25 protein-coding genes are annotated in these 24,946 nt (G+C 60.3%); 19 read left to right on the top strand and 6 right to left on the bottom strand.

All coding sequences use genetic code 11. The features are described from left to right. The first annotated feature begins 152 nt into the window (after window positions 1-152). Genes cobN through cobO form a run of 3 tightly spaced genes read left to right on the top strand, consistent with a single transcriptional unit; the run spans window position 153 to window position 5,370 of the window. A complete protein-coding gene (gene cobN / locus PH558_RS05060; protein ID WP_285202502.1) occupies window positions 153-4,133 on the top strand; it encodes a cobaltochelatase subunit CobN in 3,981 nt (1,326 codons plus the stop codon). Next, window positions 4,130-4,729 carry a dimethylsulfonioproprionate lyase family protein gene (locus tag PH558_RS05065; RefSeq protein ID WP_285202504.1) on the top strand — a complete coding sequence of 200 codons (600 nt, stop codon included), beginning with the start codon at window positions 4,130-4,132 and terminating at the stop codon, window positions 4,727-4,729. Before cobN ends, PH558_RS05065 begins: the two co-directional genes overlap by 4 nt. Beyond that, window positions 4,726-5,370, top strand: coding sequence for a cob(I)yrinic acid a,c-diamide adenosyltransferase (cobO, locus tag PH558_RS05070; RefSeq protein WP_285202505.1), 645 nt, complete (start codon window positions 4,726-4,728; stop codon window positions 5,368-5,370). The genes PH558_RS05065 and cobO overlap by 4 nt, the downstream gene beginning before the upstream one ends. Window positions 5,371-5,384: 14 nt before the next feature. Here cobO and PH558_RS05075 read toward each other — a convergent pair whose 3' ends face one another. The 3 genes from PH558_RS05075 to PH558_RS05085 form a co-directional block, all read right to left on the bottom strand. Beyond that, a complete protein-coding gene (locus PH558_RS05075) occupies window positions 5,385-6,188 on the bottom strand; it encodes a helix-turn-helix domain-containing protein (protein WP_285202506.1) in 804 nt (267 codons plus the stop codon). Then, the gene (locus PH558_RS05080; RefSeq protein WP_285202507.1) at window positions 6,185-6,550 is read right to left on the bottom strand and encodes a nuclear transport factor 2 family protein; all 366 of its coding nucleotides are present in this window, start codon (window positions 6,548-6,550) and stop codon (window positions 6,185-6,187) included. The genes PH558_RS05075 and PH558_RS05080 overlap by 4 nt, the downstream gene beginning before the upstream one ends. A gap of 99 nt (window positions 6,551-6,649) precedes the next feature. Next, complete coding sequence (locus tag PH558_RS05085; protein ID WP_285202508.1) at window positions 6,650-7,435, bottom strand: TSUP family transporter; 786 nt, start codon at window positions 7,433-7,435, stop codon at window positions 6,650-6,652. A gap of 147 nt (window positions 7,436-7,582) precedes the next feature. On the opposite strand from PH558_RS05085, the gene PH558_RS05090 reads away from it, so the two are divergent. The 14 genes from PH558_RS05090 to PH558_RS05155 all read left to right on the top strand — a co-directional run bounded on the left by PH558_RS05090 (window position 7,583) and on the right by PH558_RS05155 (window position 20,721). After that, entirely contained in the window at window positions 7,583-7,987 is a 405-nt protein-coding gene (locus tag PH558_RS05090) for a cobalamin biosynthesis protein (protein ID WP_095435141.1), read from the top strand. Window positions 7,988-8,150: 163 nt separating this feature from the next. Continuing rightward, on the top strand, window positions 8,151-9,110 hold the full coding sequence (locus tag PH558_RS05095) for a nucleoside hydrolase (RefSeq protein ID WP_285202509.1): 960 nt from the start codon (window positions 8,151-8,153) through the stop codon (window positions 9,108-9,110). 288 nt (window positions 9,111-9,398) lie between these two features. Then, complete coding sequence (gene cobA, locus PH558_RS05100) at window positions 9,399-10,247, top strand: uroporphyrinogen-III C-methyltransferase (protein ID WP_285202510.1); 849 nt, start codon at window positions 9,399-9,401, stop codon at window positions 10,245-10,247. Beyond that, a complete protein-coding gene (locus tag PH558_RS05105; protein ID WP_285202511.1) occupies window positions 10,244-11,551 on the top strand; it encodes a cobyrinic acid a,c-diamide synthase CobB in 1,308 nt (435 codons plus the stop codon). The genes cobA and PH558_RS05105 overlap by 4 nt, the downstream gene beginning before the upstream one ends. Beyond that, on the top strand, window positions 11,548-12,546 hold the full coding sequence (cobD, locus tag PH558_RS05110; RefSeq protein WP_113408062.1) for a threonine-phosphate decarboxylase CobD: 999 nt from the start codon (window positions 11,548-11,550) through the stop codon (window positions 12,544-12,546). The genes PH558_RS05105 and cobD overlap by 4 nt, the downstream gene beginning before the upstream one ends. After that, window positions 12,543-13,523 (top strand): adenosylcobinamide-phosphate synthase CbiB, encoded by a 981-nt coding sequence (gene cbiB, locus PH558_RS05115; RefSeq protein WP_095435136.1) that lies wholly within the window; start codon window positions 12,543-12,545, stop codon window positions 13,521-13,523. The genes cobD and cbiB overlap by 4 nt, the downstream gene beginning before the upstream one ends. A gap of 118 nt (window positions 13,524-13,641) precedes the next feature. After that, complete coding sequence (locus tag PH558_RS05120; RefSeq protein ID WP_285202512.1) at window positions 13,642-14,070, top strand: L,D-transpeptidase; 429 nt, start codon at window positions 13,642-13,644, stop codon at window positions 14,068-14,070. A 219-nt stretch (window positions 14,071-14,289) separates the two neighbouring features. Next, a complete protein-coding gene (locus PH558_RS05125; protein ID WP_069613139.1) occupies window positions 14,290-14,568 on the top strand; it encodes an acyl carrier protein in 279 nt (92 codons plus the stop codon). 122 nt (window positions 14,569-14,690) lie between these two features. Beyond that, window positions 14,691-15,164, top strand: coding sequence for a 3-hydroxyacyl-ACP dehydratase FabZ family protein (locus PH558_RS05130; RefSeq protein WP_095435134.1), 474 nt, complete (start codon window positions 14,691-14,693; stop codon window positions 15,162-15,164). A 43-nt stretch (window positions 15,165-15,207) separates the two neighbouring features. Then, on the top strand, window positions 15,208-16,413 hold the full coding sequence (locus PH558_RS05135) for a beta-ketoacyl-ACP synthase (protein ID WP_095435133.1): 1,206 nt from the start codon (window positions 15,208-15,210) through the stop codon (window positions 16,411-16,413). Between the two features lie 10 nt (window positions 16,414-16,423). Next, window positions 16,424-17,704: a beta-ketoacyl-ACP synthase gene (locus tag PH558_RS05140; protein ID WP_095435132.1), complete on the top strand. Its 1,281-nt coding sequence runs from the start codon at window positions 16,424-16,426 to the stop codon at window positions 17,702-17,704. A gap of 54 nt (window positions 17,705-17,758) precedes the next feature. Continuing rightward, on the top strand, window positions 17,759-18,787 hold the full coding sequence (locus PH558_RS05145) for a zinc-binding dehydrogenase (protein ID WP_095435131.1): 1,029 nt from the start codon (window positions 17,759-17,761) through the stop codon (window positions 18,785-18,787). Between the two features lie 5 nt (window positions 18,788-18,792). After that, window positions 18,793-19,725 (top strand): lipid A biosynthesis lauroyl acyltransferase, encoded by a 933-nt coding sequence (locus PH558_RS05150; protein ID WP_285202514.1) that lies wholly within the window; start codon window positions 18,793-18,795, stop codon window positions 19,723-19,725. A gap of 273 nt (window positions 19,726-19,998) precedes the next feature. Beyond that, entirely contained in the window at window positions 19,999-20,721 is a 723-nt protein-coding gene (locus PH558_RS05155) for a PAS domain-containing protein (protein ID WP_285202515.1), read from the top strand. Between the two features lie 8 nt (window positions 20,722-20,729). Here PH558_RS05155 and PH558_RS05160 read toward each other — a convergent pair whose 3' ends face one another. The 3 genes from PH558_RS05160 to znuA form a co-directional block, all read right to left on the bottom strand. Continuing rightward, complete coding sequence (locus PH558_RS05160; RefSeq protein ID WP_095435128.1) at window positions 20,730-20,912, bottom strand: hypothetical protein; 183 nt, start codon at window positions 20,910-20,912, stop codon at window positions 20,730-20,732. Next, the gene (locus tag PH558_RS05165) at window positions 20,909-22,114 is read right to left on the bottom strand and encodes a GTP-binding protein (RefSeq protein ID WP_285202516.1); all 1,206 of its coding nucleotides are present in this window, start codon (window positions 22,112-22,114) and stop codon (window positions 20,909-20,911) included. The genes PH558_RS05160 and PH558_RS05165 overlap by 4 nt, the downstream gene beginning before the upstream one ends. A gap of 81 nt (window positions 22,115-22,195) precedes the next feature. Further along, window positions 22,196-23,170 carry a zinc ABC transporter substrate-binding protein ZnuA gene (gene znuA / locus PH558_RS05170; RefSeq protein WP_285202518.1) on the bottom strand — a complete coding sequence of 325 codons (975 nt, stop codon included), beginning with the start codon at window positions 23,168-23,170 and terminating at the stop codon, window positions 22,196-22,198. A 100-nt stretch (window positions 23,171-23,270) separates the two neighbouring features. On the opposite strand from znuA, the gene PH558_RS05175 reads away from it, so the two are divergent. Continuing rightward, window positions 23,271-24,140 (top strand): ATP-binding cassette domain-containing protein, encoded by an 870-nt coding sequence (locus tag PH558_RS05175; protein ID WP_162751426.1) that lies wholly within the window; start codon window positions 23,271-23,273, stop codon window positions 24,138-24,140. Further along, complete coding sequence (gene znuB / locus PH558_RS05180) at window positions 24,133-24,942, top strand: zinc ABC transporter permease subunit ZnuB (protein ID WP_285202739.1); 810 nt, start codon at window positions 24,133-24,135, stop codon at window positions 24,940-24,942. The genes PH558_RS05175 and znuB overlap by 8 nt, the downstream gene beginning before the upstream one ends. Window positions 24,943-24,946 lie beyond the last annotated feature (4 nt).

Here is a 24,946-nt window from a genome sequence, read left to right on the forward strand (position 1 = left end):
GACTACGTTTTTGCGAAACGGCTGACTACCGAGGTTTTAGTCGCTTCGGATGGTCGATGGGGTGAGGCATGGCGCCAAATAATCTTCCCCCTTGTGGGGGAGATGTCCCGAAGGGACAGAGGGGGGTATGCCGCCGCATACTCTAAGGTCTGATGCATCTCCTCCTGGCTCAAAAGGGAACGATCAGCGACGGCGAGGAGGCGATCGATCTCGGGCAGTCGCCCGGCGATATCCTCTTTCTGTCGGCTGCCGATACCGAGCTTGCGGCGATTGCCACAGCGCATGGTGAGGGCGATCGTTCCCTTCGGCTTGCAAGCCTGATGAGCCTCAAGCATCCGATGTCCGTCGATACCTATATCGACAGGACGGCGCGGCATGCGAAGCTCATCATCGTGCGGGCGCTGGGAGGGGCGAGTTACTTCCATTATGCGCTGGAGGCGCTGCATGCCTGTGCGGTGCGTCAGGAGGCCCTTATCGCGGTGTTGCCGGGCGATTCGAAGCCCGATCCCGGGCTGACACCATTCTCCAACGTCGCGCTCGACGATCTCAATGCCCTCTGGTCCTATCTGATCGAGGGCGGAGAGACGAATTCGCGGGCGTTTCTTGCCTACGCCGAGGCGATGCTCTCGGGCGCAGAGAAGCCGATGCCAGCAGTGCCCCTGATGAAGGCCGGCATATGGTGGCCGAGCCGCGGCGTGATCGGTGTCGAGGAGTGGCGGAGAGTTTCCAATTTGGGGGTGGTGGTCCCGGAGGGGCTCGAACCTCCGACGGTCGCAATTTCTTTCTACCGCGCCCTCGTACAGAGCGGTGAAACCAGGCCCGTCGAAGCCATGATAGAGGCGCTCATTGCCGAGGGCATGCGGCCGCTGCCGGTCTTTGCCTATAGTCTCAAGGATGCCGTATCCGTCGGCATTCTCGAAAGTGTCTTTACCGAGCTGAAGCCGGGCGTGGTCATCAACGCGACGGGCTTTGCCGTTTCGGCGCCTGGCGCGGATCGCCAGGCGACGGTGCTGGAAACGGGCGATGCCGTCGTTCTGCAGGCCATCTTCTCGGCTTCATCGAAAGAGGCGTGGAAGGCATCCTCGCAGGGGCTTTCGGCGCGCGATCTCGGCATGAACGTGGCGCTGCCCGAGGTCGATGGCCGTGTTCTCGCCCGCGCCGTGTCGTTCAAGGCGGCTGCCCGTTATGACGAGCGGGTCGAGGCCAATATCGTCGCGAGCGAACCGCTCGAGGATCGCATGCGCTATACGGCGCGGCTCGCTGCCAATTGGGCGCGGCTGCGTAATACGCCGCCCGGCGATCGCCGCGTCGCGCTTGTTATGGCGAACTATCCTAATCGCGATGGGCGCCTGGGCAATGGCGTCGGGCTCGATACGCCGGCTGGCACGATCGAAGTGCTGAGGGCAATGAGGGCGGCGGGTTACGGCGTTGCCGATCTGCCTGCCGATGGCGATGCGCTGATGCGGCATCTGGCGGAAGGGCCGACAAATTCGGGGCACGATGGCCGCGTCGTCCGCGAGAGGCTTTCCTTCAGCGACTACAGGGATTTATTCTCGTCGCTTCCCAAACAGATTCAGGATGAAATCATGGCGCGCTGGGGCGAGCCGGCGGCGGACCCTTACGCGATTGGTGACGGCTTTGCCCTGCCGTTCGCCCGCTTCGGCGATGTGCTCGTTGGTATCCAGCCGGCCCGAGGCTACAATATCGATCCGAAGGAGAGCTACCACTCTCCCGATCTCGTGCCGCCGCACGGCTATCTCGCCTTCTATGCCTTCCTTCGCCGTTCCTTCGATGCGCATGCGGTCATCCACATGGGCAAGCACGGTAATCTCGAATGGCTGCCGGGCAAGGCGCTGGCGCTGTCGGAAAGCTGCTATCCGGAAGCCATTCTCGGGCCGCTGCCGAACCTCTATCCCTTCATCGTCAACGATCCCGGCGAGGGCACGCAGGCCAAGCGCCGCACAAGCGCCGTCATCATCGACCACCTGACGCCGCCGCTGACGCGGGCAGAGAGCTATGGTCCGCTGAAAGATCTGGAGGCGCTGGTCGACGAATATTACGAGGCCTCGGGCGGCGATCCGCGCCGCATCCGTCTGCTCCGCAAGCAAATCCTTGATCTCGTCGCCGATATCGGGCTGGATCAGGATGCGGGCATCGCCAAGGGTGAGGGTGAAGACGAGGCCTTGCGCAAGCTTGATGCCTATCTCTGCGACCTCAAGGAAATGCAGATCCGCGACGGGTTGCACATCTTCGGCGTTTCTCCTGCTGGACGGCTGCTGACCGATTTGACGGTGGCGCTGGCAAGGGTGCCGCGCGGAGTGGGCGAGGGTGGCGATCAGAGTTTGCAGCGGGCGATTGCGCGGGATGCGTTCGCGGGCGTGGAGGGTGCGATACCCCCCTCTGTCGCCTTCGCGACATCTCCCCCACAAGGGGGGAGATTGGTTGCTCGCGGCACAACATCGCCTCAAATGACTATCGAACCCGTTGATGCGGTTGGTGATGCATCAGGAGAGACGGACGGCATACTCCCACCAATCTCCCCCCTTGTGGGGGAGATTTCAGCGAAGCTGACAGAGGGGGGTATCTCTCCGAACAAGCCATTCGATCCTTTGGATTGCGACATGGCCGCCGAATGGACTGGGCCGCGCCCCACAATCCTCCAAGATGTCTCGGGAGCCTCCTGGCGCACTCAGGGCGATACTGTCGAGCGCATCGAACTCCTGGCCGCAGAACTCGTGAATGGCGAAACTGCCTGCCCGGAGAACTGGCCCAATACCCGCATGGTTCTTGACGAGATTGCCGCAGAGCTTCAGCCGTCCATCCTCGCCTGCGGCGATGCGGAAATCGCAGCTCTGCTCAAAGGCCTCGACGGCCGCTTCGTTCCGCCCGGCCCCTCCGGCGCACCGACACGTGGCCGGCCGGATGTATTGCCAACGGGGCGGAATTTTTATTCGGTCGACAGCCGTGCGGTTCCGACGCCGGCTGCCTATGAGCTTGGCAAGAAATCGGCCGAATTGCTCATCCGCCGCTATGTTCAGGATCACGGCGAATGGCCCGTTTCCTTCGGCCTGACAGCCTGGGGCACGTCGAACATGCGCACGGGTGGCGACGATATCGCGCAGGCGCTGGCGCTGATCGGCGTCAAGCCCGTCTGGGACATGACCTCGCGCCGCGTCACCGGCTACGAGATCATCCCGCCTGCCATGCTCCGGCGGCCGCGTGTCGATGTCACGTTGCGTATCTCAGGTTTTTTCCGCGACGCCTTTCCCGAGCAGATCGCCTTGTTCGACAAGGCAATCCGTGCCGTCGGCATGCTTGATGAAGATGCTGCGGATAATCCCATTGCGGCGCGCATGCGGGACGAGATCGCGCGGCTCGAAGCCGCCGGCCTCGATACGGTCTCCGCTAGCCGCAGGGCCGGCTATCGCATCTTCGGCTCCAAGCCCGGAGCCTACGGTGCCGGTCTGCAGGCGCTCATCGACGAGAAGGGATGGGAGCGGCGTGCCGATTTGGCCGAGGCCTATCTCGTCTGGGGCAGTTATGCCTATGGTGCCGGCGAAGAAGGAAGAGCCGAACGGGGCGTCTTCGAGGAGCGGTTGCGTTCGATCCAGGCGGTCGTGCAGAACCAGGACAATCGCGAGCACGATTTGCTCGACAGCGACGATTATTATCAGTTCGAGGGCGGCATGGCGGCGGCGGCCGAGCAGCTCGGCGGTGCGCGTCCCTCGATCTACCACAACGATCATTCGAGGCCGGAGAAGCCTGTGATCCGCTCGCTCGAAGAGGAGATCGGCCGTGTGGTGCGCGGGCGCGTCGTCAATCCCAAGTGGATCGAGGGTATCATGCGCCACGGCTACAAGGGCGCCTTCGAGATCGCGGCAACCGTCGACTATCTCTTTGCCTTTGCCGCGACGACGGGTGCTGTGCGCAATCATCATTTCGAGGCCGTCTATCAGGCCTTCGTCGCCGATCAGGGCGTGCGCGATTTCATGGCGGAGAAGAATCCGGCAGCACTTCGGGACATGCGCGAACGTCTGCTTGAGGCGATCGATCGCCAGCTCTGGACGCCGAGAAGCAATTCGGCGCGGTTCGATCTGGAAAGCCTGGATAAGGGTAAGGACGCGGCGGAATGAGTGCGATCGACGAGCTTCTGGTTGGTTTTCGGGATTACGTGCTGTCGCGCAGCGATCTGATGCTGCAGCATTTCGTGGAAGGCTTTGACTGGCCGGCGCAACCGCGCTCGCTTGCGACGCACGGCTTGCCCGTCGTCGATTATCTTCGGAAGCATGATCGGTTGGGGGAGGGTGCAGAAGGCGTGCTGTTCGACAGGCTCTTTCAAGCCGCGAACGAGCTGCATTGGGCCCAGACCTACAGCATCACAGATTTCGGCGCAGACTTTCTGCAGCGATATGGCTGGGTCGAGCTGTTCGGCACGCGCGGCCATTTTGCGAGCGAGGAGATGGCCGGCGGCTTTCTGCTGCTTGGTCCCAATGTGCATTATCCGGACCATCATCACGAGGCGGAGGAGATCTATATCCCCCTGACCGACGGCTCGCTCTGGAGCAAGGACGCGCAGCCATTCCTGCCGCGCTGGTCAGGCGAGATCATCCATCACCCCTCGAATATCCGCCACGCGATGCGCACGGAAGACCAGCCGCTCGTCGCGCTCTATCTTTGGCGTGGTGGCCCGCTGGCACAGAAATCGATCATATCAGGGAGAATGCAATGAGCGACGAATTGGCCGAAACCGGTACGGGCGCGCCGAAGAACGACGATGCCCGCCACGCCGACAAGATGGCCAAGAAGAAGGCCGCGCGCGATAAGATCATGGCGACCAAGACCGACGAGAAGGGTCTGATCATCGTTCACACAGGTAAGGGCAAGGGAAAGTCTTCCTCCGCTTTTGGCATGATCTTCCGCCATATTGCTCATGGAAAGCCGAGTGCCGTCGTGCAGTTCATCAAGGGCGCCATGTGGACCGGTGAGCGCGATCTGATCGAGAAGCATTTCTCCGATCTCTGCCAGTTCCATACCATGGGTGAGGGCTTCACATGGGAGACGCAGGACCGCGCCCGCGATGTGGCGGCGGCCTCGGCCGCATGGGAAAAGGCCAAGGAGCTGATCCGCGACGAGCGCAATTCCATGGTGCTGCTTGATGAGATCAACATCGCGCTTCGTTACGACTATCTCGACATCAACGACGTGCTGGAGTTCCTCAAGAACGAGAAGCCCTACATGACTCATGTGGTTCTGACCGGTCGCAACGCCAAGGAAGAGCTGATCGAGATTGCCGATCTCGTGACTGAGATGGAATTGATCAAGCATCCTTTCCGCTCCGGCATCAAAGGGCAGCCGGGCGTCGAGTTCTGATCGCTTGCGGGCGTTTAGCTGCCCGGCAGCATCGCCTTCAGCGCTTCCGCTGTCTGTGGGTTTGCGGGAAAGAAGGATTCGATCGCTAGTTCCGAGAGCGTGACGTCGACGGGTGTTCCGAAGACTGTCGTGGTCGAGATGAAGGAGAGTTGGCCCGCCTCGGTGACAAGTTCGAGGGGTACGGCAATGCCGGCAAAATCCCGTTCCGCGGCCGTCGATTTCGATGCCACAGGCGCGGGGTAGGCCGACAATTCCTTAAGCAGTTTTGTCAGAACGGGATCGCCGGTTGCCGATATCTGCTGGCGAAGACGCTCCAGCAGATGTGCCCGCCATTCGGAGAGGTTGGCGATCCGAGGCGCCAGGCCATGCGGATGCAGGCTCAATCGCAGAACATTGATCGGTGCCTCGGTCAACGAGGTATCGAGGACACCGGCAAGCAGCGGTGCGACGGCGGCATTGGCGGCGATCAGCGTCCAATGCCGGTCGACGGCCAGAGCCGGGAAGGGCTCATGTCCCTTCAGGAGCATGTCGATGGCGCGGCGTGCCGGCGCAAGCGCCGGATCATCCAGCCTGCGTTCCGCAAAGACCGGTGCAAATCCGGCTGCGAGAAGCATCGGGTTGCGTTCGCGCAAGGGAACGCCGAGCCGTTCGGCGAGATGCATCAGCATCTCGCGGCTTGGAAGCGCCCGCCCGTTCTCGATGAAGCTCAGATGTCGCTGCGATATGTCGGCTTCAAGGGCGAATTCGAGCTGGCTCAGGCGGCGGCGCTGCCGCCATTCGCGCAGATGGTCGCCGAGAGAGCGGGCCGGGTTCATCATGCGGCAACCGGCAGCTGGTCGATAAAGCCGTGAACGGATTTCAGTCGCTCGCCTTCGAGGATGGCGAAATCCGTGCCCTTGATCAGCGGCTCGTCATCGGCCGGACCGAAGCCCCAGGAGAAGCGGAGATTGTCGCCGTGACGATCGCCGTTCGTGATGAGCGAGAAGCGGAAGCCGGGGAAGCGTTCGTGTGCCGCGGTGACGAGTGCGTGAATCTGCTCGCGATTATCGGCGCGCATCATCGGGTCGACATAGCTGCAGTCTTCTGTCCACGCCTCGGCGATGAGCGCACGCCGGCGGTCGGCGTCGGCCTCGTTCCAGATGGCGATATAGCGGTCTGCAATGGTGTTCGCGTCAGGCATCGGTCAACTCCTTTGGATCGCCTGAACCGTTCAGGCAGGGCGATCATCGACGCGTACCGAAGCACTATCAATTACGTCGGAGGTAATCAAAGGCTCGTTCTAGAGGCCGAGCCAGATCCTGACGGGATGGGTGGGATCCGCCAGCAGCTTGATCGCAAAAGCGATGCAGACGATGACGAGCAGCGGCTTGATCAGTTTTGCACCAATGCGCATGGCAAGCCGCGAGCCAAGCTGCGCGCCGAGGAATTGGCCAAGCCCCATCGTCAACCCGACTTTCCAAAGGATGGCGCCGGAGAAGATGAAGACGATCAGGCCGCCGAGATTCGATCCGAAATTGAGCAGCTTCGTATGTGCCGTCGCCTTCAAGAGGCCGAAGCCGGCGAGGGTCACAAAGGCGAGCATCAGGAACGAGCCGGTGCCGGGGCCGAAAGCGCCGTCATAGAAGCCGATCAATGGCACCAGCGTCACACCGAAAAGTCCGGCGCTCATGCGCCGATGCTTTTCGACATCGCCGAGATTGGGTTTCAGGGCGAAATAAAGCGCGATTGCTATCAGCAGGAAGGGCAGGATGATGCGCAGGACCTGGCTCGGCATGATGGTCGCCAGTAACGCTCCAAGCATGCCCCCGATGACTGCCATCAATGCCATGGGAAGCTGTTCGCGAAGCTGCACATGTCCTTGCCGGGCATAGGCGATTGTAGCCGAGGCCGCGCCGCAGATGGATTGCACCTTGTTCGTGCCAAGGGTCTGCAGCGGTGGAATGCCTGCCAACAGCATGGCAGGCACGGTAATCAGCCCACCGCCGCCCGCAATGGAATCGACGAAACCGGCGAAGAACGCGGCGGCAAAGAGCAAAAGCAGGAGTTGAAATGTAATATCTGGCAAGGCGGGAACTCGGAGGCGGGAAATCAGCGGCCTTCTGGCACTTCGCCCGCCGCAAGGCAATTGCTATCAGGACACACCAGGCGAAATTGACGTGTCGAAAGCTGCCCGCTACAGCTGTCATATCGGTCGACGCTGTTGGGAGAGACTATGACGACATATGCCAATTCCACCCACCGTTATCTTCTGGGTCTTGGTTGCGAGCGCGGCACGGACTGGAATGAGGTGCGGATGCTTGCGGAAAGGGCATTCCAGGAGGTCGGGATCGGGAGGGATCAGGTTCTGGCCGTTGTATCAATCGACACGCGCATGGATGAACCAGCCATCCTCGAGACAGCCATGCATTTTCGCCTCCCGGCACGCTTCTTCAAGGCAGCGGAGCTGGAGAGGGAGACACCGAGGCTGAAGAACCCATCCGACATTGTCTTCGCCCATGCCGGTTGCCACGGTGTTGCCGAGGCTGCTGCGCTTGCGGCCGCCGGCCCGGATTCGGAGCTGGTGCTGCCGAAGATCAAGTCCAGCTTCGCCACGGCAGCGATCGCTAGGATCGCTTGAAGAGCGAATTCGCCACGCGAATCTCACAAATGCTCCATAGGGACATCGTCATGGCATTCCGCCACCGGCGGTTCTCGTGTATGCCGATGGGTCAAGCATGATCCGCGACGGGAAGAAATTTCCGGAAGATCAAGCTTATTCAGTATGTTGATAAGGAAAAATCATGCAAAAGGTCATTTATGATACGGATCCGGGCGTCGATGACGCCATGGCGCTTCTCTTCCTGCATCGTCACCCGAATATCGACCTTCTTGGCGTGACGACGGTTTTCGGCAATGCCTCGGTTGATACGACAACCCGCAACGCACTGTTCCTGAAGCGCGAGTGGAATATCCCGTGCCCGGTTGCGCGCGGCGCCAGCGTTACCTTCGATCCATCGCGGCCGGAACGGCCGTGGCCATCGGTCGTTCATGGCCATAATGGCCTCGGCGACATCGACGTGCCTGAGACGATCGATCTGCCGACCGATCCGCGCCCGGCCTATCAATTCATCATCGACACGGTTCGCGCCCATCCGGGTGAGGTGACCCTAGTCGCCGTCGGCCGCATGACCAATCTCGCTTTGGCGCTGAAGCATGATCCCGAGATTGCCAAGCTCGTGAAGGGCGTGGTCATCATGGGGGGCAATTTCTATGTGCCGGGCAATGTTTCTCCCGTCGCTGAAGCCAATATTCACGGTGATCCGGAAGCTGCCGATTTCATCATGACGGCGGCCTGGAAAGTCGTCGTGGTCGGTCTCGACGTGACCTCAGTGACGACCATGAGCCGCGGCTATCTCGCTGATATGGCGAAAGCGGGCGGACCTTCGGTGCAGCTGCTGGCCGATCTGTCGCAGTCCTACATCGATTTCTACAAGCATGCGGTCGAAGACGGCATGATGGTCCACGACAGCTGCGCTTGCGTCTATGTCGTGGCGCCCGAGCTGTTCGACACGATCGAGGGGTCGATCCGCGTGGTATGCGGCGGGATCGCCGATGGTCAGACTATTATCAAACAGGATGGCCGCCGCTTTCCGCCGGGCGATTGGGACAATCTGCCGAGCCAGATCGCCTGCACTGGCATTCGCTCGCAGCAGGTTCTCGACCTGATCCGCGACGTCATTCTGGGCAAGGTGAAGCACTGAGCCCCGTGAAGGGGCGGTTGCGCGCCCCTTCACAATTCGCTGAAGGCCATTCTCCAAAACTTATCAAGAGCCTATTTGGGTGTCCGGATATATCGAGTCCGGGACGCTGTGTGATCGATCGACGTGTTTTTCGTGTCCTGTCGCCGTGGGAAAAGCTCATAGCGTACTGTCGCTCATGTCGGGGAGATGCGTGACGTAATGTCCGCAATGGGAGCGATGTCGAACGGAGATCGCCTTATCCCGTTCTCAACATTGCAATTTCGCCCATCCGGGCATAGGACACATGGGATGAACGATACCGCCTTTTCCAATCTGCCGGCCCTGGAGCCGGGGTCCGTCTGGCTCGTCGGTGCCGGGCCGGGCGATCCGGGGCTTTTGACCCTGCTGGCTGCCAAGGGATTGGCCGAGGCTGACATCATCGTGCATGATGCGCTCGTCAATGAAGATTGCCTCAAACTCGCCCGATCGGGCGCGGTGCTGGAATATGCCGGCAAGCGTGGCGGCAAGCCTTCCGCCAAGCAACGGGACATCTCGCTGCGCCTCGTCGAACTGGCGCGGGCCGGTAAGCGCGTTCTGCGTTTGAAAGGGGGCGATCCCTTTGTTTTCGGGCGCGGCGGCGAGGAAGCGCTGACGCTTGTCCAGCACGGCATTCCCTTCCGTATCGTGCCCGGCATTACGGCTGGGATCGGCGGTTTGGCCTATGCCGGCATTCCCGTCACCCATCGCGACGTCAATCACGCCGTCACCTTCCTCACCGGCCATGATTGGTCCGGTGTTGTGCCAGATGCCATCAATTGGGAGGCCATCGGCAGGGGATCGCCCGTCATCGTCATGTATATGGCGATGAAGCACATCGCCCAGATCAGCGCCAATCTCATTGCCGCCGGCCGTTCGGCGGACGAACCCGTCGCCTTCGTCTGCAATGCGGCGACATCCTCTCAACAAGTTTTGGAGACGACGCTCGGGCGCGCGCCTGTTGATGTCGAAGCTTCCGGTCTCGAGCCGCCGGCTATCGTCGTCGTCGGCGAGGTGGTGAAATTGCGGCCGTCGCTCGATTGGCTGGGCGCGCTTTCCGGCCGCATATTGCTGCCGGCGACTGAAAGCCCGGGGGAAAGCGGACGCAAGGTGTCGGCATGAGCGGCCTTCTGATCGCGGCACCTTCATCAGGCTCCGGCAAGACCACATTTACACTCGGTCTGCTGCGGGCACTGCGAAACAGGAACGTTGCGGTCGCATCCGGCAAGGCCGGGCCGGATTATATCGATCCCGCATTTCACGCCGCGGCGGTCGGATCACCCTGCCTCAATTTCGATCCCTGGGCCATGCGCGCCGAACTCATTTCCGCGAATGCTGCACTTCATCGCGCCGGCGGCCGGATGCTCGTGATCGAAGGGATGATGGGGCTCTTCGACGGTGCTGTCGATGGCACGGGCACGCCCGCCGATCTCGCCGCCTTGCTCGGCCTTTCCGTCGTGCTCGTCGTCGATTGCTCGCGCATGTCACAGTCGGTTGCAGCCATCGTCAGCGGCTTTGCCAATTTTCGAGCCGATATCCGGATTGCCGGTGTCGTTCTCAATCGTGTTGCCAGCGACAGGCATGAGAGAATGCTGCGCCAGGCGTTGGACGCCGTGCGCATGCCTGTTGTTGCGGTTATCCGCAGTGATGCCAGCTTGGCATTGCCGGAGAGGCATCTCGGTCTTGTGCAGGCGGGGGAGCATGGTGCACTGGAGCAGTTTATCGAGGCGGCTGCCGAGGTCGTATCGAAAGCCTGCGATTTCGATCTGCTCTTGCGCGCAGCACACCAGCATCTCGTTCGCACGTCAGCGGCCAATATCGCGCGGCTTATGCCGTTCGGCCAGCGCATTGCCGTGGCGCGGGATGTCGCCTTCGCCTTCTGCTACGAACACATGCTGCTTGGCTGGAAGCGTCGTGGCGCTGAAATATCCTTCTTTTCTCCGCTCGCGGACGAAGCCCCTTCGGCCGATGCCGATGCCGTCTATCTGCCGGGCGGCTATCCGGAATTGCACGCCCATAAACTTGCCGCCGCGTCGCAATTCAGGGCTGCCGCGAAGGCGGCTGCGGCGCGCGGGGTGCGCATCTATGGCGAGTGCGGCGGCTATATGGTGCTCGGCGAGGGGCTTGTCGATGCGGCAGGTGCGCGCCATGAAATGCTGGGCCTCTTGCCCGTCGTTACCAGTTACGAGAAACGACAGCGCCATCTTGGCTATCGGCGTGTGGTGCCGCTTGCCGGCTCCTTCTTCGACAAGCCGATGACGGCGCATGAGTTTCATTATTCGACCATCGTATCGGAGGGTGAGGCGGACCGTCTGTTTGCGGTGAAGGATGCGCTCAACAACGATCTCGGTGCTGCCGGCTTGCAGCGTGGCAATGTTGCCGGCTCCTACATGCATTTGATCGATCTCGCCGGTGACGCCGCATGACCAGCAGGATCATCCATGGAGGCGGCATCACGGCTGCGGCACGCCAATATGGCGGGCGTCCGGAGGAATGGCTGGATCTGTCGACCGGCATCAATCCCAATCCGGTGACATTGCCGGAAATCCCCGTTGCGGCATGGCACCGGTTGCCTGACCAGCATTTGCAGGAGCGGGCGCGGGAAGCGGCAAGGGTCTATTATCGCAGCGGCAATATTCTGCCCTTGCCGGTTCCGGGCACCCAGTCCGTCATTCAACTGCTTCCAAGGCTTGTGACCGGCGGCAGCGTCGCGATCCTCTCACCGACCTATGGCGAATATGCAAGGGCTTTTGCGCTGGCGGGTCTGCAGGTCCGCCAGGTTTCGACGATTGCCGAACTCACCGCCGACGACAGGCTGGTCGTTGCCGTCAATCCCAACAATCCCGACGGGCGGAAGTTGCCCATCGAGCAGTTGCGGGATTTGCACGACAGGCTACGGAGCCAAGGCGGGATCCTTCTTGTCGACGAGGCCTTCGGCGATATGGAGCCGGCGGCGAGCGTGGCGCCTTTTGCCGCCTCGATACCGAATCTTATCATCTTCCGTTCTTTCGGAAAGTTTTTCGGCCTAGCCGGCCTTCGGCTCGGGTTCGTGATTGCCGAGACCGCGATCCTAACCCGTTTCGAGGATTGGCTAGGTCCCTGGGCGGTTTCCGGACCGGCCCTTTCGATTGCTGCCTCCCTGATGGAAAGCGATACGAGCGTCATCCGAAACCGCATTCTTCAGCGGCATTCGGCGCTGGAAGCGGTTCTGCGACGTTCGAAGCTGCATGTAGCGGGAGGCACGGCCTTGTTTGCACTGGTTGCAGACGACCGCGCCGAGGGCATATATACGCATCTCTGCCGTCATCATATTCTCGTCCGCAAGTTCGATTATGCACGCAATTGGCTGCGCTTCGGGCTTGCTCCGGATGAGGAAGCCGATCAAAGACTCGCCGGGGCACTAGAGGACTATTCGACATGACCGCCGACGAACATTTGCTCATTCTGGTCCTTGCCTTACTGCTTGACCGCTTTGTCGGTGATCCCGATTGGCTTTGGCAGCGCTTTCCGCATCCGGTCGTACTGTTCGGCAAGGCGATTTCATCCTTTGATCGCCGTTTCAACGCAAAACACTTGCCGGGTGTTCTTCGCCGCCGCAACGGACTGATGTCGATCGTCGCGCTGCTCATGGGAGCCGTGATCGCCGGCTGGGCCATTCACGGATTTCTCGCCTTCTTCGGCTGGCTCGGCATCTTGGTCGAGGCGGGGCTTGTGGCGGTTTTCATGGCGCAGAAGAGCCTGGCCGATCATGTCGAGCAAGTTTCCCGGGCATTGCGTGCCGACGGTCTGGAAGGTGGGCGTCTCGCCGTGTCGCGCATCGTCGGCCGGGATCCCGAGACGCTGGATGAGCCGGGTATCTGCCGTGCGGCCATCGAAAGCCTTGCCGAGAATTTTTCCGACGGTGTCGTCGCACCGGCGCTGTGGTACGGCGTTTTCGGCTTGCCGGGCCTCTTCTTCTACAAGATGCTCAACACTGCCGATTCGATGATCGGCCACAAATCCGAAGCCTACGTCGATTTCGGCCGCGCTGCGGCGCGCCTCGACGATATCGCCAACTGGCCGGCCGCGCGCCTGTCCATCCTGTTGATTGCTGCCGGTGCTCTGGTGAAGCGCGGAATCTCCGCGCTTGGAAATGCGATCCGCATCGCCGTCCGCGATGGCGGGCTGCACCGTTCGCCCAACTCCGGCCGGCCCGAGGCGGCTATGGCCGGCGCGCTCGACATCCAGCTCGCAGGTCCACGAATCTATGGCGGTGAGCTCGTGCGCGAGCCGATGATCAACGGCTCCGGCCGCGACACTGCTACGGTCAACGACATCGAAGCCGGCATTTCCATATTCTATTCCGCCTGCACGATGCTGACGCTTCTCGCTTTCCTGGGTTTCCTGCTGCTCTTGTGAGCGCCCCTAAATTAAGCAATCGCTCACTATATGTATTAATTTGGTATAATCAGCATAGCGATAGACTCTCCCATCGTCTGAATTGCTTCATAAGGAAGCAAACAGTCGGAGGGGCAAGATGAGGCGTATCGCGTTTGCAGTAACGGCATGCCTGTGCATGCAATTCCACACCGTTTCGGCCCATGCCGGGACTGTTCTTGCAGTGGTCGATCTTCGATCGCAAACAATGACCGTTTCGGAGGATGGAGCTCTGAAGTATCGCTGGCGAGTGTCGACGGCGCGCAGGGGGTATGTGACGCCGACCGGCTCCTACACGGCCAAATGGCTGTCCAGGGATCACCGCTCGAAGAAATATGACGATGCGCCGATGCCTTACGCCGTATTCTTCAACGGCGGCTATGCCATTCACGGCACCTATGAAGTACGGCGGCTCGGCCGGCCGGCATCCCATGGCTGCGTGCGGCTCGATACCCGCAATGCCGCCACTTTCTTTGCGATGACATCGGATGCCGGGCTTCCCAACACCCGCATCGTGATCAGCGAGTGATCTTTCGCCGACAAGCGCTTTGTCATCGCGGTTTGGCCGCAATGCTGCCGCATCTCGCGTTCATGTCGCGCGTGATTTCACAGGTATGACGCGGCAGCCATTTTGCTGTTTGCGCAACAGTGTCTTGCCAAATTGCCGGGGTTTCTGGTGGAAACCATTGGCTTTTGGAATGGATTTCCCTATGAGGGGGATGAATTATTGTTTCAAGAGGTATGGGCAGTGACTGCTACATTTGACAAAGTTGCCGACATCATCGCTGAAACCAGCGAAATCGACCGTGACACCATCACCCCGGATAGCCACACGATCGACGACCTCGGCATCGACAGCCTGGACTTCCTGGATATCGTTTTCGCGATCGACAAGGAATTCGGCATCAAGATCCCGCTCGAGCAGTGGACGCAGGAAGTCAACGAAGGCAAGGTCTCGACCGAAGAGTACTTCGTGCTGAAGAATCTCTGTGCAAAGATCGATGAATTGCGCGCCGCCAAGGGCTGAGCGACATCCTTGCATTTTTTGACGCCCAGCCGCCTTTGAGTATGGCGGCCGGGCGGTTTCATTCTTAAATAGCGTATCCCGCCCGGCGCGTCCTGCATTGCCGGGTTGGATCGGAGGCGTTGATGCTGCTGGAATATTTCCAGATGATCGACAGGGTCGAGTCTGTCGATCTGTCCAAGGGCCAGTTGAAGGCTCATTCCGTCGTTCCGGCGAAAAGCCCTGTTTTCGAAGGTCATTTCCCGGGCATGCCGCTGGTGCCCGGCGTTCTTCTTATCGAAACGATGGCGCAGGCCTCGGGCATGCTGGTGCTTGCTGCGACGAATTTTGCCTATATGCCGTTCCTGATGTCGGTCGATGGCGCGAAGATGCGAACGTTCGTCGAGCCGGAAGCCGAACTCGATATCGAAGCGGATCTGGAACACGAGGGTTCGGGCTTCGCCGTCACCAAGGCGCGCATTACCATTGCCGGAAAGAAGGTTTGCGATGCGCAGTTGAAGCTGCGCACCATGCCGTTTAATGAGGTGCCGCTCGGCGATATCGTGCGCAAGCGGGCAGGCGAGGTCGGGCTTCTCGACGCCATCGCCGCCAACGGTTGATGCTGCCGGCTTGTTCGGCGCCGCATTCGAAGAGGATTGATGAATGAGCAAGGCTCAGAATGATGTGGTGATCACGGGTATCGGCATCGTTACCTGCCAGGGTGTGGGCAAGGATGCGCATGTGGCCTTGCTGACCGCGGACAAGGCGCCGCCGGTCATCGTCGAAACCGAGAAGTTCAAGCCCTATCCCGTGCATCCGCTGCCTGACATCGACTGGTCGCAGCAAATCCCGAAACGCGGTGATCAGCGCCAGATGGAAAACTGGCAGCGCATCGGCGTGTTCACCGCCGGCCTGGCGCTCGACGATGCCGGCTTCAAGGACGATCTCGAAGCCTGCGGCACCATGGACATGATCGTCGCTGCGGGCGGCGGCGAACGCGATACCAATGTTGATACGCTGATCGTCAACGAAGGACTGAAGCGCAACGATCGTGAACTGCTGCTGAATGAGAAGCTGACGACCGAATTGCGGCCGACGCTGTTCCTCGCGCAGCTTTCGAACCTGCTCGCCGGCAATATCTCGATCGTGCACAAGGTTACGGGTTCGTCGCGTACATTCATGGGTGAGGAGGCTTCCGGCATTTCGGCAGTGGAGACCGCTTTTCATCGCATCAAATCGGGCGAATCGAGCCATGCTCTGGTGGGCGGCGCATTTTCAGCGGAACGGCTCGACATGATCCTGCTGATCGAATCGATCAACGCGCATGCCACGGGTGACTGGCATCCCATCTGGTCGCGCAAGCCGGAAGATGGCGGCGGTATGATCATGGGATCGCTCAGTGCCTTCCTTGTTCTTGAATCGCGTGCGCATGCCGAGGGTCGCGGCGCCCATATCTATGCGACCATCGATGCCGTCGAGGGTGATCGCGGCCGGCGCGACGAGGGCAAATTCGAGACACGGCTGGAGCGCATGCTCGCGCCAGCCAAGCAGACACCCGGCGATGCGACCGTCGTCTTTTCCGGCACGACGGCGATCCCCGATCTCGCCCAGCGCGAAAAAGCGGTACTCGATGCGCAGCTGCCGGGCTCGGCCATTCGCGCCTATTCCGGCGTTTCTGGCCACGGGCTCGAAAGCCAATTCCCGCTCGGACTCGCCTTTGCGGCATTGGCCGTCGCCAACCAGGCCAAGGTGCCGCCATTCGATGCTGCGCATGAAAAGCCGATGACGGCGGGTGCCCGCAAGGCCGTGGTCACGACCGTCGGCCATGTGCGAGGCGAAGGCATTGCCGTATTGTCAGCTGAAGCGTGAGGAACAGGATATGACCGCTTACAAGGATCATCTCGGACGCCCGATCGTTGCCGTTACCGGCATGGGGATCATCACGTCGCTGGGGCAGGGCCTGCAGGACAATTGGAATGCATTGTCGTCTGGCATTTCCGGCATTCACGGCATTACCCGCTTCCCGACGGACGGCCTTTCGACGCGCATCGCCGGCACCGTGGATTTCATCGATATTCCCGCTCCGAACGCCGTCGAGCGCTCCTATGCTTTCGCCCGCGAAACAACCATTGAAGCTCTGGCTCAAGCCGGGATTTCTGGCGATTTCGACGCGCCACTGTTCCTGGCTGCGCCGCCGATCGAACCCGAATGGAGCGCCCGCTTCGAACTGGCCGACCGCTCTCCTCCGGCAGATCACGAGGGCGATGCCTATGAACGCTTCCTCGCCGCCATGCGCCAGCGCCCGGATCCGGCCTTCCATGAAGCGGCTCTTTTCGGCGCCATTTCCGAGCGCCTTGCCGACCGTTTTGGCACGCGCGGGTTGCCGGTAACGCTCTCGACCGCCTGTGCATCAGGTGTGACGGCCATTCAACTCGGCATCGAGGCGATCCGACAGGGACGCACCACGCGAGCACTGACTGTTGCGACTGACGGTTCGCTCAGCGCCGAAGCGCTGATCCGCTTCTCGCTGTTGTCGGCGCTGTCGACACAGAACGATCCGCCGACGAAAGCGTCCAAGCCGTTCAGCAAAGATCGTGACGGCTTCGTCATTGCCGAAGGGGCGGCGACGCTGGTGCTGGAATCGCTTGAGGCGGCGGTTGCGCGTGGCGCCAAGATCCTCGGCATCATGAAGGGTGCCGGCGACAAGGCCGATTCCTTCCATCGCACGCGGTCCTCGCCGGATGGCGGCCCGGCGATCGCGACGATTCGCGCAGCGCTTGCCGATGCCGGCATGGCAGAGACCGATATCGGCTATATCAACGCTCACGGCACCTCGACGCCGGAGAATGACAAGATGGAATATGGAGCCATGTCGGCCGTCTTCGGCGAGCGGCTTCCGACCATTCCGGTTTCCTCGAACAAGTCGATGATCGGCCATACGCTGACGGCTGCGGGTGCGGTCGAGGCGGTGTTCTCGCTGCAGACCATGCTGACTGGCACGCTGCCGCCGACCATCAACTACAACAATCCCGATCCGTCGATCATCCTCGACGTGGTGCCGAACAAGAAGCGTGAAAAGCAGGTGAGCGCCGTTCTTTCGAACTCTTTCGGGTTCGGCGGTCAGAATGCCAGCCTTGTCATGGCGCTTGAACCGGCTTAATCGGACTTCTGAAAAACAGGATACAACTGCGCCCGAGAGGCGAGGGACTTTGCCATGCGTGCTTTGCAACTGATCGACGACCGCAAACTTGAGATCACCGATCTGCCGGAGCCGGAGGCGCCGGGCGCGGGTGAGGTGACCTTGCGCGTCAAGGCCGTCGCCCTCAATCATATCGATGTGTGGGGCTGGCGCGGCATGGCCTTTGCCAAGCGCAAGATGCCGCTGGTCATCGGTGCGGAGGCTGCCGGCGTGGTTGAGGCGATCGGGCCGGGCGTTGCCAATGTATTGCCGGGTCAGCTCGTATCGATCTATGGCGCGCGTACCTGCGGTCTTTGCCGCCATTGCCGCGAAGGACGCGACAATCTGTGCGAACATGTCGGCGGCGTGCATGGTTTCCATCTCGATGGTTTCGCGCAGGAGAAGGTCAATCTTCCGGCTCGTCTGCTCGTTCCGGCGCCTCCTGGCGTTGATGCGGTGGGCGCAGCGCTTGCTCCGGTGACTTTCGGTACTGTCGAGCACATGCTGTTCGACAATGCCAAGCTGGAACCGGGCGAAACGATCTTGGTGCATGCCGGCGGCTCGGGCATCGGCACGGCGGCCATACAGCTTGCCAAGAAGATCGGCTGCACGGTCATCACGACGGTCGGTTCCGATGACAAGATCGAGAAGGCCAAAGCGCTCGGCGCCGATCACGTCATCAATTATCGCACCGACCGCTTCGAGGGCGTTGTACGCAAGCTGACGAAGAAAAAGGGTGTCGACGTGGTCTTCGAACATGTCGGCAAGGACACCTGGGCCGGCTCTATGCTCTGCATGAAGCGCGGCGGACGTCTCGTCACCTGCGGCTCAACCTCGGGCGTTTCGACCGAAATGAACCTGATGATGCTGTTCCAGCAGCAGCTGAAGCTGCTTGGCTCCTTCGGCTGCCGCATGGAGAACATGGCCAATGCGATGCAGAAGATGGCACGCGGTCTCGTTCATCCCGTGATCGATACCGAAGTCGGCTTCAATGACATCGACAGAGCGCTGGAGCGGATGGAATCGCGCCAGATCTTCGGCAAGATCATCCTGAAGATGGACTGAGCGGCGTGAAGCTCTTCATCACCCGGATCGTCCTTGCGCTCAGAAATTTCCGGCAGTGGCTGGTGGCGCAGGTCATTTTCGGATTCCTCAATTTCCTGAAGCTGTTTCCTGCGGATGCAGGCATCAATTTCGCCGACCGGCTGACGCGCAAGATCGGTCCACGCATGCGCCGGCATCAGCTGATGCTGACCAATCTGCGCAATGCCTTTCCGGAAAAGAGCGAGACCGAAATCGAGGAGATCGCGCGCGCAAGCTGGGGGAATATGGGCCGCCTGGCAGCCGAATACGTCTTCCTCGACCGGCTTTTCGACTTCGATCCCCATAGCGATACGCCCGGCCGCATCGAAGTTTCAGGTATTCCGATCTTTCTCGACCTCCGAGACAACCCGCGGCCGTTTGTCGTCTTTACCGGCCATACCGGCAATTTTGAGTTGCTGCCGGTCGCGGGGGCGGCCTTTGGCCTGACCGTGACCGTACTCTTCCGGCCGCCGAACAATCCCTATGTCGCTCGGAAGGTTTTCGACTTCCGGGCTAAACGTATGGGCAACCTCGTACCCTCCCATGCCGGCTCCTCGTTCAGCCTTGCGCGGGAGCTGGAAGCGGGTCGCGGCGTCGGCGTGCTGGTCGATCAGAAGTTCCGCAAGGGTTTGAAAACGTTGTTCTTCGGCAGGGACGTAAAGACGAATCCACTGCTGCCAAAGCTGGTGCGCCAGTTCAATTGTGAAGTCTATCCGGCCCGCTGCATCCGCCTGCCCGATAATCGCTACCGGCTGGAGATCGAGCCGAAGCTCGAGATGCCGCGCAACGAAGCCGGCGGTCTCGATCTGACCGCAACAGCGCAGATGCTGAACGACAAGGTTGAGAGCTGGGTGCGGGAAAACCCTGAGCAATGGCTCTGGTATCATGATCGCTGGAATATCAAGAAGAGCGTTTTCTAGGCATCCATTCCGGCCCGCTAGCGACAGTTTTGCATTGTATATTTGCGTCCGGTCTTCATGCAGTCATTACGCCCGGTAAGCCTTGCATTTCAGAAAGTTCTCCTTTCCCGAGAACTTCCGCTCATCCGGATTGAAAGTAGGGATAAGTCATGTTAATTCACAATGTAGAAAGTTTGGTGAGAATGCGGACACCAAGCTGAATATCCTTGGGCATGGTAACGCCGGGAAACGAGGCCCCTGCGTCCTGCTGTGTGCGGGGACAGGAGGGCAATTTTGCTGGCACTCTTTCATGCCTTCTCCACGAAATGTAACCAGATTCAGCGTGCGATAAAACTTGGCGATGATGAGCTTGTAGCGTCACTCGATCGCGAATTGGAGCCACTTATCGCGGCTATCCTGGCCTATAAGGCCACGAGTCTGCTTGAAATTTACATGCAGCTCCAGTTCATGAACAATCTCATCCGAGAAGAATCGGACGATCGCTCGCGCGTCATGCGCAATTCCGCATCGCTGTCGGTGTTGATCGATCGCTATTTCGGCGGTGCAAGCGAAGCAGCAGGCGAAGTTCTTCGGGCGTTTTCAAGCGAGAAAATCGATCGGGACGATGCGTTCGGCTTCGAAGAAAGCAGCGTTCTCAACGATGTCATTCTGGACAGCCTGCCGGATCGTGTTGCCGTCGTGACGCGGGACTATCGGTATCTCTACAGCAACGCCGCCAATTCGGAGTTTCTGAAGTCGAAGCCGATGGAACTCATGGGACGCCATATCTCGGAATTCATCGGCACGGAAGATTTCGAAAGCAGCCTCAAGGCGAAGCTTGATGCCTGCTTTACCGGGGAGAAGGTGGAGTGCCTTTATCCCTCCTATCGCCAGATCGAACCCGGCAAGGTATTTCACTGCACCATGACGCCGTTGCGCGCCAAGGCGGAAGTGATCGGCGCATTGCTCGTCATGCACGAGATCATCGCCGTTCCTGCAGGCATGCTGGTGGCCTGAACTCGCGTTCAGGCCCCAAACAACAGTTTTCCAATCACGTCCGGTATCAGGCGAAGATTGTCTTTGCTTGATTTAGTGCTGTCTCGATCCGCTTCGACCGTATCGGACCTCGATTGATCGCTCGCCTTTTCGTTATCGCCGCTGCATTCGAAGCAGTGGCAGCGGAACCGGATCACTTTCGGCTGTTTCATGCCGGTAACCTGTTCCAGCTCGCAAAGGGATCGGGCAGATTGCGCCAACGCTCGGGCGTGAAGCGGTCCGCCTTGACGAGGCAGGCATCCAGTTCGGTGGTGATCTGTTTTTCGCTCATAGGGTCGGCGCCGATGAACACCAGCTCCTGGCGGCGGTCCCCCCAGATCGGATCGAGATAGGGTGCCAGCGCCCGCTGGAAGCCGGGATCGCGCGGCCATTGATCCTCAGGCACGGCAGCCCACCAGAGACCCATCTTGCTCGTGCGAACGAGCGCGCCAGCCTGGCTCATCTCGCCGACATAGTAGGGCCGCGTCGCCAGCCAGAAGAAGCCCTTAGCTCTGACAACGCCCGGCCACGTACGATTGAGAAAGGCTTGGAATTTCGTGGGATCGAATGGTTTCTTCGCCCGGTAGACGAAGGAGCGGATGCCATATTCTTCCGTTTCAGGAACATGATCCTTGAAACCATGCAATTCCTTGTACCAGAGCGGATGCGTTTCGGCGCGATCGATATCGAAGCGTCCGGTGCCGAGAACCTCCGCCGGTTCGACTGCACCGAAATCCGCCTCGATGAGACGTGCATCGGGGTTGAGACCGACGATGATCTTGCGGGCGGCGTCGCGTTGTTCAGTCGTTGCCGAACCGACCTTGTTGAGAATGACGACATCGGCAAATTCGATCTGCTCGACCAAGAGATCGACGATGGTCCGGTTGTCGCCGTCACCGGCGGTTTCGCCGCGATCGGCCAGGAAATCCGTCGATCCATAGTCGGCAAGAAGATTGGCCGCATCGACGACCGTCACCATCGTATCGAGCTGGGCAACGTCGGAAAGACTGCTGCCATCCTCGTCGCGGAACTCAAAGGTAGTGGCAACGGGGAGGGGCTCGGCAATGCCTGTGGATTCGATCAGCAGATAATCGAAGCAGTCCTGCTCTGCGAGCTGGCGGACTTCTTTGAGCAAGTCGTCGCGCAGCGTGCAACAGATGCAGCCATTGGTCATCTCGACGAGCTGTTCCTCCGTGCGGGAGAGATTGGCGCCGCCATCGCGCACCAGCGTCGCATCGATATTCACCTCGCTCATGTCGTTGACGATGACGGCAACGCGCAGGCCCCCGCGGTTGTTGAGAATATGGTTGAGCAGCGTCGTCTTGCCAGCGCCGAGAAAACCGGAGAGGACGGTAACCGGGAGCTTCTTGTTCATGACAACCTCTTCTGTAATGTAATATCATTACATTTACTGTGATGAAAAAGCGAGCCGTGTGCTCGCTTCCTTCGGCGATGTTCAGCCTTGTGCTGAAAGGCAGGTTTTCAGGGAGCTTGTGATGCCGCGCATCAGGTCGAAATAGAGATCCGGGCCTTGCGGCAGCGTTGCGGCTTCCGGATCCAGTACACCAGATTTTGCCGCTGTGCCTTCCAGCACCACATTGACCAGCTTCGGTTCGAATTGCGGCTCGGCGAAGACGCAGGTCGCGCCGAGATCGGTGACCTTGCTGTGAATTTCGGCGACGCGCTGCGCACCCGGGATGGTTTCCGGGCTGACGGTGATGGAGCCGGAGATACGCACGCCATAGCGATGCTCGAAATATTGGTAGGCGTCATGGAAGACGATGAAGGGCTTGTCTTTTACCGGAGCGAGCGTGGAAGCAATTTCCGCATCAAGCGCATCGAGCTTGTCGTCCAAGGTCTTCTGATTTGCCTCATAGGTGAGGGCGTTGGCGGGATCGGCCGCGACCAACGACGTCGTGATTTCAGCGACCATCGCCTTGGCATTGTGCGGATCGAGCCAAAGGTGAGTGTCGAACTCGCCATGATCGTGGTCGTGATCATGTGCATGATCATCGCTGGCTTCGTGTTCATCGCCGTCGTCATGCGGTTCGAAAGCGCCGCCTTCGCGGAACTTGAGTTTGGTTATACCGGGCGCATCGTCGAGCTCAACGACGGTGGCGTTGGTACCGAGTGCGGCAAGTGGCTTTTGCAGAAAGGCTTCCATGCCCGGCCCAACCCAGAAGACCAATTTCGCCTCCTGAAGGCTGCGCGCATTCGAAGGCTTGAACGCGTAGGTATGCGGCGAAGCAGCACCATCGACGATCAGATCCGGCGTGCCGACGCCTTGCATGATGGCTGCGACCAGCGAGTGGATCGGCTTTATGGAAACGACGACTTTCGGCGCATCGGCTGCAGTTGCGGTCGTGCTGACGAGCAGGCCGGAAAGGAGAAGGGAGGCCGCGACGGGAAGAAGAGTTTTTGCTGCGTTCATGCCAGAAATGCCCTTGAATGGGTCTGTTATGTTATTACATCAATTGCGTTATGCTATAACGTGTGCGATAGCATGGCGCAATAGTGCAATTGGAAATTTCATGCTTTCTTCCCTCGACAGCAAGAGCCGGCCGCTGGTGTCGCTCCATGATGTCGGCGTCCGCCGCGGCGGCCGCTGGCTGGTGCGCGGCGTCGATTTTTCCGTGAGCCGGGGCGAGATCGTTACCCTGATCGGCCCCAACGGTTCCGGCAAATCGACCAGCGCCAAGACGGCGATCGGCGTGCTGAAGCCGGACGAAGGGCGTGTGGAGCGCATTGCCAATCTGAAGGTCGGCTATGTCCCGCAGAAGCTTGCCATCGATTGGACCTTGCCGCTCAGCGTGCAGCGGTTGATGACGCTGACGGGATCTTTGCCGGAGCGTGAGCTGATCGCGGCGCTGGAAGCTGTCGGCATCGCGCATCTTGCCAAGGCCGAGGTGCAGCATCTTTCCGGCGGGGAATTCCAGCGGGCGCTGTTGGCGCGCGCCATCGCCCGCAAGCCCGATCTGCTTGTGCTGGACGAGCCCGTGCAGGGCGTGGATTTCAACGGTGAGATCGCGCTTTACGATCTCATCAAATCGATCCGCAATTCGCAAGGCTGCGGTATTCTGCTGATTTCGCATGATCTGCATGTCGTGATGGCGGCGACGGATACGGTGGTTTGCCTGAACGGCCATGTCTGCTGCCGCGGTACGCCGCAGACCGTCAGCCAGAGCCCGGAATATGTGAAGCTGTTCGGTACGCGGGCGGCACAATCCCTGGCGATCTACAGCCACCATCACGACCATACGCATCTGCCGGATGGTCGTGTGCAGCATGCGGACGGTTCGATTACGGACCATTGCCATGCCGATGATGGCCATCACCGTCATGAGCATAGCGATCACGATGATCATCATCATGACCATGCCGAGGGAGAGCGTCATGTTTGACGATTTCTTCCTGCGCGCCGTCGTTGCCGGCGTCGGGCTGGCGCTGACGACCGGACCGCTCGGCTGCTTCATCGTCTGGCGACGTATGGCCTATTTCGGCGATACAATCTCGCATTCCGCCCTGCTCGGCGTCGCCCTCTCGCTACTTTTTCAGCTCAATCTGACGCTCTCCGTCTTCGCGGTTGCAGCTCTCGTCTCGATCCTACTGCTGTTCCTGCAGCGGCGGCAGGCGCTCTCGGCGGATGCGCTGCTCGGCATTCTCTCGCATGCGACACTGGCCATCGGCCTTGTCATCGTCGCCTTCATGAGTTGGGTGCGGATCGATCTCATCGCCTTCCTCTTCGGCGACATTCTGGCCGTCAGCCGGTCCGATATCGCGGTGATCTGGGGCGGCGGCATCCTCGTTCTTGCGGCGATTGCCTGGCTCTGGCGGCCGCTTTTGGCCTCGACAGTCAATCCCGAGCTTGCCGAGGCGGAAGGTCTGCGACCGGAGCGCGCTCGGCTGCTCTTCATGCTGCTGATGGCTGTGGTGATCGCAATCGCCATGAAGATCGTCGGTATCCTGCTTATCACTGCGCTGCTGATTATTCCCGCGGCCACGGCGCGCCGTTTTGCCGCGACTCCGGAAACGATGGCGGTTTTCGCCTCATTGCTCGGCGCCATCGCCGTTGTCGGCGGGCTTTTCGGGTCGCTGCGCTATGACACGCCGTCCGGCCCGTCGATCGTGGTTGCGGCGCTCGTTCTATTTATCTTCAGTCTGCTGCCCCTCGTTCGCAGGAGCGGCACGCCAGCGGCGCAATAGAGAG

Source organism: Rhizobium pantanalense, assembly GCF_030182525.1.
Classification (GTDB): Bacteria; Pseudomonadota; Alphaproteobacteria; order Rhizobiales; family Rhizobiaceae; genus Rhizobium.

What these genes read in the sequence shown, in the direction of transcription:
- cobN (WP_285202502.1), top strand. Translation starts at nt 153, where the DNA reads ATGCATCTCCTCCTGGCTCAAAAGGGAACGATCAGCGACGGCGAGGAG.
- PH558_RS05065 (WP_285202504.1), top strand. Translation starts at nt 4,130, where the DNA reads ATGAGTGCGATCGACGAGCTTCTGGTTGGTTTTCGGGATTACGTGCTG.
- cobO (WP_285202505.1), top strand. Translation starts at nt 4,726, where the DNA reads ATGAGCGACGAATTGGCCGAAACCGGTACGGGCGCGCCGAAGAACGAC.
- PH558_RS05075 (WP_285202506.1), bottom strand. Translation starts at nt 6,188, where the DNA reads ATGATGAACCCGGCCCGCTCTCTCGGCGACCATCTGCGCGAATGGCGG.
- PH558_RS05080 (WP_285202507.1), bottom strand. Translation starts at nt 6,550, where the DNA reads ATGCCTGACGCGAACACCATTGCAGACCGCTATATCGCCATCTGGAAC.
- PH558_RS05090 (WP_095435141.1), top strand. Translation starts at nt 7,583, where the DNA reads ATGACGACATATGCCAATTCCACCCACCGTTATCTTCTGGGTCTTGGT.
- PH558_RS05095 (WP_285202509.1), top strand. Translation starts at nt 8,151, where the DNA reads ATGCAAAAGGTCATTTATGATACGGATCCGGGCGTCGATGACGCCATG.
- cobA (WP_285202510.1), top strand. Translation starts at nt 9,399, where the DNA reads ATGAACGATACCGCCTTTTCCAATCTGCCGGCCCTGGAGCCGGGGTCC.
- PH558_RS05105 (WP_285202511.1), top strand. Translation starts at nt 10,244, where the DNA reads ATGAGCGGCCTTCTGATCGCGGCACCTTCATCAGGCTCCGGCAAGACC.
- cobD (WP_113408062.1), top strand. Translation starts at nt 11,548, where the DNA reads ATGACCAGCAGGATCATCCATGGAGGCGGCATCACGGCTGCGGCACGC.
- cbiB (WP_095435136.1), top strand. Translation starts at nt 12,543, where the DNA reads ATGACCGCCGACGAACATTTGCTCATTCTGGTCCTTGCCTTACTGCTT.
- PH558_RS05120 (WP_285202512.1), top strand. Translation starts at nt 13,642, where the DNA reads ATGAGGCGTATCGCGTTTGCAGTAACGGCATGCCTGTGCATGCAATTC.
- PH558_RS05130 (WP_095435134.1), top strand. Translation starts at nt 14,691, where the DNA reads ATGCTGCTGGAATATTTCCAGATGATCGACAGGGTCGAGTCTGTCGAT.
- PH558_RS05135 (WP_095435133.1), top strand. Translation starts at nt 15,208, where the DNA reads ATGAGCAAGGCTCAGAATGATGTGGTGATCACGGGTATCGGCATCGTT.
- PH558_RS05140 (WP_095435132.1), top strand. Translation starts at nt 16,424, where the DNA reads ATGACCGCTTACAAGGATCATCTCGGACGCCCGATCGTTGCCGTTACC.
- PH558_RS05145 (WP_095435131.1), top strand. Translation starts at nt 17,759, where the DNA reads ATGCGTGCTTTGCAACTGATCGACGACCGCAAACTTGAGATCACCGAT.
- PH558_RS05160 (WP_095435128.1), bottom strand. Translation starts at nt 20,912, where the DNA reads ATGAAACAGCCGAAAGTGATCCGGTTCCGCTGCCACTGCTTCGAATGC.
- PH558_RS05165 (WP_285202516.1), bottom strand. Translation starts at nt 22,114, where the DNA reads ATGAACAAGAAGCTCCCGGTTACCGTCCTCTCCGGTTTTCTCGGCGCT.
- znuA (WP_285202518.1), bottom strand. Translation starts at nt 23,170, where the DNA reads ATGAACGCAGCAAAAACTCTTCTTCCCGTCGCGGCCTCCCTTCTCCTT.
- PH558_RS05175 (WP_162751426.1), top strand. Translation starts at nt 23,271, where the DNA reads ATGCTTTCTTCCCTCGACAGCAAGAGCCGGCCGCTGGTGTCGCTCCAT.
- znuB (WP_285202739.1), top strand. Translation starts at nt 24,133, where the DNA reads ATGTTTGACGATTTCTTCCTGCGCGCCGTCGTTGCCGGCGTCGGGCTG.